This window comes from Uliginosibacterium sp. 31-12 (assembly GCF_030548425.1).
Classification (GTDB): Bacteria; Pseudomonadota; Gammaproteobacteria; order Burkholderiales; family Rhodocyclaceae; genus Uliginosibacterium; species Uliginosibacterium aquaticum.
On sequence record NZ_JAUOOA010000008.1, the window covers coordinates 31,490 to 44,205 of the forward strand.

A 12,716-nucleotide genomic window follows, 5' to 3' on the forward strand; every position below is an offset into this window, starting at 1 on the left:
TTACTTCGTACGCTTGGCGGCAATATGGCCCGCGAGGCTGCGCAAGGAGGAGAAGATGCGGAAGTTGTCTTCACTGTCCGCCTTGAGCTGGAAGCCGTAACGCTTGGAGACGACCAGCGCCACTTCGAGAATGTCGATCGAATCCAGGCCGAGGCCGTCATCGCCATAGAGGGCCTCTTCGGCCTTGATCTCGTCTGCGCTGATCTCAAGATTCAGGGCTTCGACGATCATGCCGGCCACCTCGCGTTCGAGGGCGGCATCGCTGGCTGCGGGTTCTTGCTGGCTCATGGTGCAAAAGGAAGTAAAAGGTCAATCAACAATTATACAGGCGGCGGGCTGAGCCAGATCAGCCAAGCTTGGTCGGGCGCAGCCAGCGCCGGCAGGCGCAGGGTAGAATCGGCTGCTTTCCGGATTTGAGGGCAGACCCCATGGACAAGCATAACGAAAACCTGCGCGATGCAAAGCTGGCGATGGCCGAGGCGGATTGCCTGGTCGACAACGCGCAGGTTGAGGCCGCGCTGGACGCCCTGGCCGGGCGCATTACCGAGAAGCTGGGCGAGAGCGATCCGCTGGTCTTCACCGTGATGAATGGTGGCCTGGTGCTCGCCGGGCGTCTCCTGCCCAAGCTCCACTTCCCGCTCGAAGTGGCCTACCTGCATGCCTCGCGCTACGGCCATGCCCTCAACGGCACCCTGCTCGACTGGCGTGTGCGCCCCACCCAGGATCTGCGTGGCCGCACGGTGCTGATCCTCGATGACATCCTCGACGAAGGCTTCACCCTGAAGGCCATTCTCGAGCACCTCAAAGCCGAAGGCGCCGCTGAGGTGTATTCCGCGGTGCTGGTGCACAAGCTCCACGAGCGCAAGGCCTACCCTGGCATGCGCGCCGACTTTACCGGGCTGGACGTGGCTGACCGCTTCCTCTTCGGTTGCGGCATGGACTACAAGGGCTACTGGCGCAATGCGCCGGGGATCTATGCGCTCAAGGGGCACTGAGCCTCAGGATGGCCCCCCGAATGCGGGGTAAAAAAACAAACGCCGGTTTTTGCCGGCGTTTGTTTTTTACAACGCTTTTAATGATTTTGTACTGTTTTGTTGATTTTTGTGGGCAAGAGCCTGCGGGTGACTTGCTACTGTGCGGCCGCGCAAGTGCGTGACTGCGCCAGAGCAAAACCATCAATAAACTGGAGAAACCATGATTCGTCGCATTCTTACCTGTAGCTTCCTTGCTGCCGCAGCCCTCATGACGGGCTGTGCTTCCGTGCCGATGGCGACCCCCGAGCAGGATGCCGCCGCCAAGAGCTTCGCCGTGACCGCAGACAAGGCAAACGTTTATATCTACCGCAACGAGAACCTTGGCGGTGCGGTCAAGATGCCGGTCGTGCTGGACGGCAAGATCGTGGGGGACACGCTTGCAAAGACCTACATCAAGCAGGAGGTCGCAGCCGGTTCGCACACCATCGTGTCCAAGGCCGAGAACGATGCCGAGCTGAAGTTTGATGTGGTAGCTGGGAAAAACTATTTTGTGTGGCAGGAAGTGAAGATGGGGATCTGGATGGCCCGCTCGGCACTGAACCTGGTGGACGAAGCCCAGGGCAAGGCGGGTGTTGCCGAGTGCAAGCTGATCGAAGGCGCGAAGTAATTCCTCGCTGAGTGTAGGAATGGAAAGGGCTCCTGTTGCAGGAGCCTTTTTTGTTAGCGGGCGTTCCAGAGCGCCAGCAATGCGCCTGCCAGCACGAACCAGGCGAGGGTGGCGCTGATCAGGGTGGGCGCAAGCGCCAGGCGTGGGCTTAGCCAGTACACCACCAGCAGGTAGCCCGCATAGGGCAGCAGCGAGCATAGCCCGAACAGGGCGGTGGTCTGCAGATCGGTTGCAGAGCGCTCGGAGCCGACGATGTAATGGGCGATCAAGGCGAAGGTCGGGAATAGCGGCACCAGCCCGGCCACAAAAAAATGCTGCGAGCGCGACAGCAGGGCGATCAGCAGGACTGCGGCGGCTCCGAGAAGGCTTTTGAGGAGCAGGGCAAGCATAGTGTTGGCCTTTAAGCTTCCCGCCCGAAGTGGGTCAGCCGTACATCCACCGTCAGCGAGATTTCGGTCAGCGCCGCCGCGCGGGCACGGCCTTCCGCCGTGGCGCGGTAGAGGTGTGGCGTCATGGCTAGCAGGTCGGCGATCTGCTCGGTGCCACAAACCTTCACGCGGTAGCTGAGGGTTTTGCTGGTGGGCGCAGTGAAGCCTGTCGGGGTGAGGGTTTCGCCGCTGCGGGGCGGTTTGAGGCTGGGGTAAATGACTTCACGCAGCTCGCGCAGATGGTCCGGCCCGGCGTCCACCTGCAACAGGAAACCGCCGGGTTTGAGGACGCGGGCGAACTCGGTGTAGACCGGGAAGCCGAACATGCACAGCACCCGATCCAGCGTGGCGGGCAGCACCGGCAGGGCGGCATTGCTGCCAACCACCCAGGTCGATTGCTTGTCCCGCTTGGCTGCCGCCAGCACGGCCCACTTCGAGATGTCGAGGCCCAGCAGGGCCAGCGTCTGACCCTCGCGCTCTGCCGCTGCTGCCAGCTGGCGCAGGTAATAGCCCTCACCGCAGCCGGCATCCAGGCAGCCCAGCGTGTCCGCCGACTGCCCGGCCAAAATGGCCTGGCTGACCGCTGCAGCGATCGGAGCGTAATGGCCGGCTTCCAGAAAGCGCCGGCGTGCGGCGACCATTTCCTTGCTGTCGCCCGGATCCAGCGAGCGTTTGTTCTGCACCGGCAGCAGATTGGTGTAGCCCTGGCTGGCGATATCGAAGCTGTGGCCAGCGGCGCAGCACAGGGCTGCGCCCTTGTGCTGCAGGGGATGGCCATCGAGCGGGCAGGCGAGCGCCTGAAATGGGAGGGGGGTCATCGGATTCGTGTTCATGGCAAGCGGCTTGCCAGGATGCTGCGGTGAGGGGAGTGGGCGGAGAGGATTCTACCCACTCGGCGCAGGGGGCTTCCACTAGGTCGAGCCGCGCGGGCCTTCGAACTCGAATTCGGTGTCGCCCCACCGCGGGCACGCAGGTCCTGCGCGGCGTGCGGGCAAAAAAGTGGCCGTTACCGGTCGGTAACGGCCAAATAGGACAGATTGGAGACAGACCCGTAGCGGCCTCTGTGAAAACCGGAACGGCAGCACTACACGTGGTCGGCACGCCGGGCGCCCCGGCCACGTGCTTTACTTCGGATTCAGGAGCATTCTGCCTTGAATTCGTTTCGCCCGTAAACTAAGTGGGGTGATTTTGGTGAATTCTATGGCTTTCTTGTCAGACAACAAATTCCAATTACGTGCCAGCAGGGGTGAGATATGACGAGTGGAGCGTTTTCTGGGACCAGCGCTAGCCTTTCAGGCGAATTCGCGATCCTGGCGGGAGGCTGTTTTTGGTGCACTGAGGCGGTATTTGCGCCCTTGCGTGGAGTGCTGGCGGTGGAGCCGGGCTATATCGGCGGTGAGTTGTCAGACACCGCCAACTATGAAGCCGTTTGCAGTGGCCAAACTGGTCATGCGGAGGCGGTGCGGGTGCGCTTTGATCCCGTTTTGCTCACGTATCGCGACTTGCTCGAAGTGTTTTTCGCCACGCATGATCCGACCCAGCTCAATCGCCAGGGCAATGACGTGGGCAGCCAATACCGCTCGGCGATCTTCTGGCTGGACGAGGCGCAGCGGACCACGGCGCAAGCCTTGCTAGACGCGCTGCAGCAGGCGGATGCCTATAGTGCGCCGATCGTGACGGAAGTCGTGGCGGCCGGCGAATTCTTCCCGGCTGAGGCTTATCATCACGACTACTATCGCCGCAATCCACAGCAGGGCTACTGCGTTTTCGTGATTGCGCCCAAGCTTGGCAAACTCCGCGCGAAATTCGCGAATCTCCTGAAAAACGACGCATGAAGGATCTCGAAGCGCTCGGGATGGGCATTTACGCCATCGATAGCGGCTATCTGCGCCCGCGCATGGATGCTCTGCACCTGATCGTCGAGGGTGGCCGCGCCGCGCTGGTCGAAAGCGGCACCGCGCACTCGGTACCGCGTGTCCTGGCAGCGCTGGCGGCGCTTGGTTTGGCGCCAGAGGCCGTGGATTGGCTGCTGTTGACGCATGTCCATCTGGATCACGCGGGGGGAGCCGGGGCGCTGATGCAGGTGCTGCCGAACGCCCGTCTGGTGGTGCATCCGCGTGGGGCGCGGCACATGATCGAGCCTTCGAAGCTGTGGGCAGGCACCGTCGCCGTGTATGGCGAAGCCTTCGCGCGTGAGGCCTATGGCGAACTGGTTCCGGTGCCGGCCGGGCGTGTGCTGGAAGCCACGGACGGGTTGCTCATCGAGCTGGCCGGGCGGCGCGTCGAGGTGATCGACGCGCCGGGGCACGCGCGCCACCATGTGTGTTATTTCGATACGTGCACGCAAGGCTGGTTTTCCGGTGACGCCTTTGGCCTCTCCTATCGCGAGACGGATCGCGCGGGTCGGGCCTTTATTTTCCCGGCGACCACGCCGGTGCAGTTCGAGCCGGCCGCGATGCATGCCACGATCGCGCGCATGCTGGCGCGGAAGCCGGCCTGCATGTATCTCACGCATTACAGCCGGGTGACGGATTTGACCCGGCTGGCGGCCGATCTGCAGCGTCTGCTCGACGCCTTTGTGGAGATCGCCGAAGCCGCTGCCAATGTGGCGGAAGACATGCAGCGGGCGCTGATCCGCGCCGCGCTGGAATCCCTGTTGCGGCGTGAGGCCTCGGAGCAGGGCTGGGCGCTGCAAGGCAATGAGGCGGTGGCGCTGTATGCCACCGATCTGGAACTGAACGCACAGGGTTTGCAGGTATGGCTGAAGAACAGGGCCTGAACGGGGCCGATCAGGCACGCCGTTTCGGTGGCGTGGGGCGCCTCTATGGCGAGGCGGCGGCGCAGCGTTTTGCGGCGGCGAAAGTGTGTGTGGTGGGCATTGGCGGAGTCGGCTCATGGGTCGCCGAAGCCCTGGCGCGCAGCGCCGTGGGCCAGTTGACCCTGATCGATCTGGACATGGTGGCCGAATCGAATGCCAACCGGCAGATCCATGCGCTGGACCCTGTGTGGGGGATGGCCAAGGTGGAGGCGATGCGTGCGCGCATCTTGGCTATCAATCCCGCTTGCGAAGTGCGCTGCGTGGAGGATTTTGTGACGCCGGAAAACCTGGCGGAGCTGCTGGGTGGGCATGATCTGATCGTCGATGCGATCGACCAGACCCGCGTCAAGGTGGCGATGGCCGCCTGGTGCGTGGCGCAGGGCGTGCCGCTGGTGATGGCTGGCGGGGCGGGTGGCAAGCAGGATCCGTCGCTGATTTGCAGTGCGGATCTATCCCGTACCGAGCAGGATCCCCTGCTGGCCCGGGTGCGCGCCCAGTTGCGCAAGGAGCATGGCTTTCCGAAGGATCCCAAGCGCAAGTTCGGTATCACCGCGATCTATTCCAGCGAGCCGCTCCAGCGTCCGGTAGTCTGCGAGAGCGGCGAGCCGGTCGACGCGCCACAAGGCTTGTCCTGTGCGGGTTACGGCTCCGCAGTGTGCGTGACGGCGCCGTTCGGTTTTTTTGCCGCAGCCGCAGCCTTGCGTCTTCTTTCTTAGGTTTGAACCATGCACAGCATCATCCTGTTTGCCCATGGCGCCCGTGATCCGGAATGGGCGCGTCCGCTCCAGCGTCTGCGTGAAGCGGTGCTGGCGCGCCGCCCGGCGGCGGACGTGCGCCTGGCCTTCCTTGAGTTCATGACGCCCAGCCTGCCCGAGGCGATCGATGCCGCGGCGGCAGCGGGGGCCACCGATGTTGCGGTGGTGCCGGTGTTCCTGGCCCAGGGCGGCCATGTGCGGCGGGATGTGCCGGCTATGCTGGAAACGGCCTGTGCTCGCCATCCTGCGCTGGATATCCGCCTGCAACCGGTGCTCGGCGAGGCGCAGTCTGTTCTTGATGCGATGGCCGAGGTCGTGCTCGCCGGCTAGTCGGCGTCCCTTGGGGGCAGGTTCAGGCGACCCGCTCCCGGCCGTATTACCGTACTCAGCCCATGCAGAACTTCTGCTCCCGATCCGTTTCTTGTCCCGTCAGCGCACCTGCCCCTTGCCGTGCGCTCGGCTGGGTGCGTGCGGCTTATGCAGGCGCGGTTGTCGGTGGAGGTGTGCTGGGTTGGCTGACAGGTCCAGCCTGGGGTTTGCTGTTTGCGCTGGGCGCTGGAGGTGCCGCCCTGCTGTACTGCCAGCGCCTGCAGTTGCGTGCAACAGAGGCCCGCGTGGCGCGTCTCGAGGCTGATCTTTCGCTGACCCAGCCGCGCTTGGGGCGGGTGATCGAGGCGACTCAGGATGGCGTGTGGGAATACGATGCCCAGGATCGCGCGCTGTTCTGTTCCGAGCGCGCGCTGGAGTTGCTCGGGCGGCGCGTGAGCGGCGAAGGCTCGCCGATCCGTGTGCTGCTGCGCCAGCTTAACCGCGAGCAGCGCCGCCGCTTGATCTGGGCGGTGCGGGATGCCTGGCAGGAAGGTGGGCGCTTCGACGAGCTGTTCCCGATTACCCCTAAAGGTGCGCGCAAGCGCTGGTTGCGGGTCCAGGCCAGCGTGGCGCTGGATCGCCGCTTCTTTACCGGTGCCCTGTCTGATGTAACCGAAGAGGTCGAGCTGTCGCGCGAACGCGCCCTTTATCAAACCTTCATGGAGGGCGTGATCGACGCCTTGCCCTTGCCAGTGTCGGTGAAGGACGAGAACGGCCTGATCATGCTGGCCAACGGAGCATTCTGCCAGGTCATGGATTTGCGTCCGGGCGAGGCCAATGGCAAGCGCGCCGCGCAACTGGTGGGCGGGCATCTGGCCGAGCGCCTCGAAGCACTGGATCGCCTCACCCTGGAAACTGGCCGCTCGCATGCGCTGGAGGACTGGGTCGAACTCAGCCGTGTGCACCGTCGTGAGTTCCTGCGCATCACCAAGAGTCGCTGTGTAGACCGCAATGGTCGCCGTGTGGTGGTAACCGCGTATGAGGACCAGACCGCCGTGCGGGACTACGCCCGCCGCATGGGCGAGCTCTCGATGAACGTGGAAGCCTTTGTGCAGCGGCTGATTCGAACCATGCCTCATCCGGTGTATGTGAAGGATGCCGAGAGCCGTTACCTGATGGTCAATGATGCGATCGCCGAGCAGTGGGGGCTGCATGCCGAAGACATGATCGGGCTGTCCTCCAGCGAGTTGTTCGGCGCTGAAATCGGCAGCGAGATCGAAGCCGAGGATCGGCGTGTTCTGGCAGGCGAAGTGATCTACAAGGAAGACTGTATCCCGGACAAGCGCACCGGCATGAAGCGTTACTGGACGGTGACCAAGGCGGCCTGTACCAACGTGGATGGCAGCCGCATCATCGTTGGATCCAACTTCGAGATCACCGGTGTGCGCCGTGCCGAGGTCGAACTGCGCGAGGCTCTGGCGCAGCAGACGCGCTTGCGCGAGTTCCTGCAGCAGGTCTTCGATGCGCTGCCGCACCCGCTCTTCGTCAAGGATGCGCAGCATCGCTACCTGATGACCAACCGTGCTCATGCCCAGTTTCACGGTTGTAGCGTGCAGCAGATCATTGGCGGCCGCTCGGCCGATTACGCCATGCCCGGCGTGGCCGAAGCCGTTGAACGTGAGGAAGCGTCCATCTTCAGTGGCCTGGCCGAAGGCGCCGTGATCGAGAGCGAACACGTGCTCTACGATGCCTCGGGTCATCCACACCAGACCCTGATCCGCAAGGTCGCGGGTGTAGGGGCCGAGGGCGAACCGGTGGTGATCGGGGTGACTTTCGATGTCAGCGAAATGCGGGCGCTGGAGAGCGAGTTGCGCGAGGCGCTGGCCCGCCAGTCGCGCACCCGGGGCTATCTGCAGGAAGTCTTCGATGCCCTGCCGCATCCGGTGGCGGTGAAGGATCATGCCCATCGTCATGTGATGTGCAACCGTGCCTATGCCCGCATGCTCGATCTGTCGGCCGGTGAGATTCTTGGCACCCAGACCAGCGAACTCTTCGATGCCACCCTGGGGGCTGCCATCGAGCAACTGGAGGCTGAACAGCTGAGCCGGCCCGCGGGGCAGATCGGTGAGGTGGAGCAGGACATGCGTTGGCCTGATGGTCACGCACGGCGCATGCGGCTCTTCGTGCGGGTGTGCCGCGATCCGGAAGGGCAGCCACTGGTGGTCAGCGCCTTTCTCGATGTGTCGGCCCAGCATCGCCACGAGGAGCGTCTGCAGCGCATCAATCGTTTCATGCAGGATGTGTTCGACGCCATTCCCAACCCGATCGCTGTGAAGAATCGTCAGCATGTCTACGTCATGGCCAATCGGGCGCTTGGGTTGGCCAACGGCCTGCGGGCGGAGGAAATGGTCGGGCGCACAACCTGGGACTTCAACCTGCCTGAAGTGGCTGAACAGACCGTGCAGGCGGATGATGAGCTGTTCGCCCTCGGGCCGGGCATTACTACCGAGCGCGAAGTGCCGCTGCGCTATGCGGATGGCAAGCTGCACCGGGTGCTGCTGCGCAAGGTCGTGTGCCTCGATCCGGATGGCGGCCCGCTGATCATTGCTTCCAACAGCGACGTGACCGAGTTGGCCGAGAAGGAGGCCGAGCTCACCGCCAGCCTGGCCCGCCAGACACGTATGCGTGAATTCCTGCAAACGGTCTTCGACATGCTGCCGTTTGCCACCTATGTGAAGGATGAGGCGCTCACCTACGTGATGGTGAATCAGGCCTACGCCGAGCAGCTTGGCCAGGCGCGCAGTGCGATTGCTGGCCAGCGCCTGGGCGCTTTTGTGCCGGCAGCGCAGGCGCAGGCGGTGGAAGCCTTCGATGCAGAGTTGCTGGCCCGCGATGGCGGCGACGTGTTCAGTGTCGAGGTGGAACTCAGCTATGCCGAGGGACACAGCCACCAGGTCATGTTGCACAAGAAGTTGGCGCGGGATGTGGATGGGCGCCGCGTGATTATCGGCATCAACCAGGATCTCACCGCTTTGCGTGCGGCCGAGTTGCAGTCGCGCAAGACCCTGGAGCGGCTCGATACCCTGGTGCGCAATGCCCCGCTAGGGATTGCGCGCTGCGACAGCAAAGGTCGCTTCCTGCAGGTCAATCCCTTCCTGCAGCAGTTCATTGGCCTGCCCGAGGCTGGCCTGCTCGGGCGGGATTACCGCAGTTTGCTGCCCGCTGCCGAGCGCGAGCGGATCGAAGCCCACCTGCAGGAGTTTCGCCGCAAGGGCGTGCTTCAGCCACTGGAGCTGGTGCTCCAGCACAGTGATGGACACAGTTTGCCGGTGAGTCTTTCCGGCGTGATGGTGGGGGCCGGTGCAGAAGAGGAAAACTATTGGGTACTGATTTCGGATCAGAGCGCGCGCAAGCAGGCCGAGGCAGAGCTTCTGCGCCACCGCGATCAGTTGCGCGAGCTGGTGCTGGAGCAGACGGCTGACCTGCTGCGCGCCAAGGAGCTGGCCGAGCGCGCCAGTGCGGCGAAGTCGGACTTCCTCGCGCACATGTCGCACGAGCTGCGTACGCCACTGCACGCCATCCTGAGCTTCGCGCGGCTTGGCAACGCGCGCTGCGGGGAAGTGCCGCCCGAGCGTCTGCAGGAATACTTCAGTCGGGTCGCAGACGGCGGCGAGCGCCTGCTGTGCCTGCTCGATGAATTGCTCGATCTGGCCAAGCTCGAAGCCGGGCGCATGCATCTGGAACTACGGGTGCAGTCGCTGGCGCGCCTGCTGGATGATGCCGCGCGCGAGTTTGAAGCTCTGTTGGCGGCCCGGCGCATGAGTCTTGTGCGCGATTACGCCAGAGGGCTGCCACCGCTGGCGGTAGATGCGGTGCGCATGGGGCAGGTGCTGCGCAACCTGCTTTCGAACGCCTCCAAGTTCGCGCCTGAAGGCAGCTGCATTACCATGAGCATCCGCGCCACCCGGTTGGGAGGGGCCCCCGGGGTGGTCGGGCTGGAATTCGTGATCGCCGATGAAGGGCCAGGCATCCCGGCCGGCGAGCTGGAGCAGGTGTTCGACAAATTCGTGCAGAGCAGCCGTAATCGCGCGGCTGCCGGAGGCACCGGACTGGGGCTGGCCATCTGCCGCGAGATCGTGCAGGCGCATGGTGGGCAGATCCGGGCCCGCAATCGGGTAGGTGGGGGCAGCGAATTCATCGTCTGCCTGCCGCTGGAGAGTCAAGTGTTGCCGCCCGCGGCAGCTAATGAGGAGGATGCATGAGTGCATCGATCATGGTGCTCGATGACGAGCCCCTGAATCTGGAAATCATCGGCGAATACCTCGCCGATACGGGCTATCAGCTGAGTTTCTATGAAGACCCCGAGCTGGCCTGGGCCACGCTTGACGAGCGCCCCTACGATTTCGATCTGGTTCTGATGGATCGCATGATGCCCAGGCTGGATGGGCTATCGATGCTCAAGCGGATCAAGGCCGATTCGCGCATGAAACATTTGCCGGTGATCATGCAGACTGCGGCCGCCGGACCCGAGCAGGTCAGCGAAGGCCTCGCCGCCGGCGCTCATTACTACCTGACCAAGCCCTTCCGCTCCGAAGCCCTGCTCGCCATCGTGCGCGCAGCCCTGCACGACCGCGCACGCTGGGCCGACGTTTCGCAGCGCATGGCCAACCATTCGCGCGCGGTGCTGTTGCTCAACGAGGCGCAGTTCGTGCTGCATACGCTGGAAGAGGCGGAGTCGGTCGCCGGTTTGCTGTCACTGTCGGCCAAGGAGGCCGATGCGGTGGCCATGGGGCTGGCTGAACTGCTGGTCAATGGCATCGAGCACGGCAATCTGGGGATCGATTTCAATACCAAGGCCCGTTTGAAGAGCGAGGATCGTTGGCTGGAGGAGGTGTTACGTCGCCAGGCGCTGCCTGAGAACCAGGGCAAGCGCGTGAGCGTGCAGTTGCGCCAGGAGGCCGAACACAGCCGGGTGGTGATCGCGGATGAGGGCGAGGGCTTCGACTGGGAGCCCTTCCTGCATATCGCACCGGATCGCGCCTTCGCACCGAACGGGCGCGGGATTGCCGTTTCGCGCCAAGTGGCCTTTACCGAGCTGCGTTATACCGGCAAGGGTAATGTGGTTGAAGTGCTTTTTGAACGTGGGCAGGACGAGGAGTGAGCATGCTCGACCTCAATCTGGAACCTGCCAATGCCCAGCGTTCCTTCCGTGTTCTGATTGCGGACGATACCCAGGCCAACCGTGCCCTGCTGCGCGCCTATCTGGTCCGTCTGGGCTTCGAAACCCTGATGGCGGAGGACGGCGAACAGGCGCTTGAACTCTTCGAGCGTGAGCGCCCGGACATCGTGCTGATGGACCTGATGATGCCCAAGATGGATGGTTTCGAATCCATCGAGCGCATCCGCATGCTGCGCAGCGACCGCTGGGTGCCGATCGTGATCGTTTCGGCGATGGATGCCGAGTACGACATCACGCGCGGGCTGGAAGCCGGTGCGGATGATTTCATGACCAAGCCGCTGTCCTACCAGATGTTCGCGGCCAAGATGCGCAACCTGTCGCGGGCGCTGGAGTTCCAGGTCAGCCGCGAAGAGTCGCAGCGCAGGGAGGCCGCGATCGCCGATGCCGTGATCGACGGCATAATTACCTTCGATGCCGGTTTCTGTGTAGTGGACGCCAACCGTGCGGCCGCCACCATTTTCGGGCGCAGCGAAGGTGAGTTGCCGGGTTCTGATCTGCGCAACCATCTGCGTGAGCCGAGTGGTGAAGGTAGCTGGGAACGTCACTTCCGTGCCTGCGTTGAGGGGCGCGACCCTGATTTCATCGGCAGCCTTCAGGAGCTGATGGGGCGGCGTGCCGATGGCCGCATGTTCCCCTGTGAAATCTGCGTCACCGAACTGCCACTGGCCGAAGAGCGACTCTTCATTGCTGTGGTGCGTGATATCAGCGAACGCAAGCGCGTCGGCCGCCAGCTCACCGAAAACGCCGCGCGGCTGCAGCAGTATCACGACGAAGCCGAAGCCGAGGCCGAACTGGCCAAGGACATCATGGAACGCCACATCCGTCGTGACGCCCTGGAGCAGAGTGGCGTGCAGCAGGCGGTGATTCCCACTCAGCGCTTCTCGGGCGATATCGTGCTGGCCGCTCGCTCGCGCAGTGGCAAGCTCTACGCGATGCTCGCCGATGCCACCGGCCACGGCCTGGCGGCAGCCATGAGCGGGCTGGCGATCGTGAACGACTTCTATCGTGCCGTGGAGGATGACGTGCCCCTGCGGCGCATGATCCTGATGCTCAACAACACCCTAGCTGAATTGCTGCCGCGCGGGCGTTTCGTGTCGGCTGCGGTGCTGGTGCTGGACCAGAAGCATCGGCGTGGCGAGATGTGGCAGGGCGGCGTGCCGGACGTGCTGCAGGTTGCTCCGGATGGCCAGTTGCTGGCGCGCTATCGGGCGGACCAGCTGCCGCTGGGCATCGAAGTCTGGCAAGCCGAAGAAGTGAGCATCACACCGCTGGAGTGGAATACGGCGTCGCAGCTTCTGCTGTGCTCGGACGGCCTGATCGAGGCCTGTTCTGGCAAGGGGGAGGAGTTCGGCTATGAGGGTGTGCTCGCTGCGCTGGCTTCAAGCCGGGTCGAGGGACGTCTGGACGCCCTGCAGGTCGAGTTGCGCCGGCATCTGGACGTGCTTGCCGGGCACGACGATATCTCCATGCTGTTGCTGGACCTGCCGGTCTGATCGGCGGCGGTATTCCACTGTTTGGATCAGCGC

General features: G+C 63.7%; 12 protein-coding genes. 9 read left to right on the forward strand and 3 right to left on the reverse strand.

Annotated elements, in window-relative coordinates; all coding sequences use genetic code 11:
• Positions 1 to 288, reverse strand: a complete 288-nt coding sequence (locus tag Q3Y64_RS14825) for a phosphopantetheine-binding protein (RefSeq protein ID WP_101943260.1) — start codon at positions 286 to 288, stop codon at positions 1 to 3.
• 140 nt (positions 289 to 428) lie between these two features.
• Here Q3Y64_RS14825 and Q3Y64_RS14830 point away from each other — a divergent pair, with 140 nt between their 5' ends.
• Together Q3Y64_RS14830 and Q3Y64_RS14835 are read left to right on the forward strand one after the other, a co-directional pair.
• Positions 429 to 995: a hypoxanthine-guanine phosphoribosyltransferase gene (locus Q3Y64_RS14830; RefSeq protein WP_101943261.1), complete on the forward strand. Its 567-nt coding sequence runs from the start codon at positions 429 to 431 to the stop codon at positions 993 to 995.
• A gap of 199 nt (positions 996 to 1,194) precedes the next feature.
• A complete protein-coding gene (locus Q3Y64_RS14835) occupies positions 1,195 to 1,641 on the forward strand; it encodes a DUF2846 domain-containing protein (protein WP_101943262.1) in 447 nt (148 codons plus the stop codon).
• 53 nt (positions 1,642 to 1,694) lie between these two features.
• Here the strand turns inward: Q3Y64_RS14835 and Q3Y64_RS14840 are convergent, their stop codons facing one another.
• Positions 1,695 to 2,030: a GlpM family protein gene (locus Q3Y64_RS14840; protein ID WP_303563003.1), complete on the reverse strand. Its 336-nt coding sequence runs from the start codon at positions 2,028 to 2,030 to the stop codon at positions 1,695 to 1,697.
• 11 nt (positions 2,031 to 2,041) lie between these two features.
• Positions 2,042 to 2,887, reverse strand: a complete 846-nt coding sequence (locus tag Q3Y64_RS14845; protein ID WP_303563006.1) for a putative RNA methyltransferase — start codon at positions 2,885 to 2,887, stop codon at positions 2,042 to 2,044.
• Between the two features lie 435 nt (positions 2,888 to 3,322).
• Here Q3Y64_RS14845 and msrA point away from each other — a divergent pair, with 435 nt between their 5' ends.
• From msrA to Q3Y64_RS14880, 7 genes are all read left to right on the forward strand, one after another.
• Positions 3,323 to 3,904, forward strand: a complete 582-nt coding sequence (gene msrA / locus Q3Y64_RS14850; protein ID WP_303563009.1) for a peptide-methionine (S)-S-oxide reductase MsrA — start codon at positions 3,323 to 3,325, stop codon at positions 3,902 to 3,904.
• Positions 3,901 to 4,848: an MBL fold metallo-hydrolase gene (locus Q3Y64_RS14855; RefSeq protein WP_303563011.1), complete on the forward strand. Its 948-nt coding sequence runs from the start codon at positions 3,901 to 3,903 to the stop codon at positions 4,846 to 4,848. The genes msrA and Q3Y64_RS14855 overlap by 4 nt, the downstream gene beginning before the upstream one ends.
• Positions 4,827 to 5,603, forward strand: a complete 777-nt coding sequence (locus tag Q3Y64_RS14860) for a ThiF family adenylyltransferase (RefSeq protein WP_101943267.1) — start codon at positions 4,827 to 4,829, stop codon at positions 5,601 to 5,603. Before Q3Y64_RS14855 ends, Q3Y64_RS14860 begins: the two co-directional genes overlap by 22 nt.
• Positions 5,604 to 5,612: 9 nt before the next feature.
• On the forward strand, positions 5,613 to 5,972 hold the full coding sequence (locus Q3Y64_RS14865) for a sirohydrochlorin chelatase (protein ID WP_101943268.1): 360 nt from the start codon (positions 5,613 to 5,615) through the stop codon (positions 5,970 to 5,972).
• A gap of 173 nt (positions 5,973 to 6,145) precedes the next feature.
• Positions 6,146 to 10,213 carry a PAS domain-containing protein gene (locus Q3Y64_RS14870; protein WP_303563014.1) on the forward strand — a complete coding sequence of 1,356 codons (4,068 nt, stop codon included), beginning with the start codon at positions 6,146 to 6,148 and terminating at the stop codon, positions 10,211 to 10,213.
• Positions 10,210 to 11,112 carry a response regulator gene (locus tag Q3Y64_RS14875; protein ID WP_101943270.1) on the forward strand — a complete coding sequence of 301 codons (903 nt, stop codon included), beginning with the start codon at positions 10,210 to 10,212 and terminating at the stop codon, positions 11,110 to 11,112. Before Q3Y64_RS14870 ends, Q3Y64_RS14875 begins: the two co-directional genes overlap by 4 nt.
• 2 nt (positions 11,113 to 11,114) lie before the next feature.
• Complete coding sequence (locus tag Q3Y64_RS14880) at positions 11,115 to 12,683, forward strand: SpoIIE family protein phosphatase (protein WP_101943271.1); 1,569 nt, start codon at positions 11,115 to 11,117, stop codon at positions 12,681 to 12,683.
• Positions 12,684 to 12,716 lie beyond the last annotated feature (33 nt).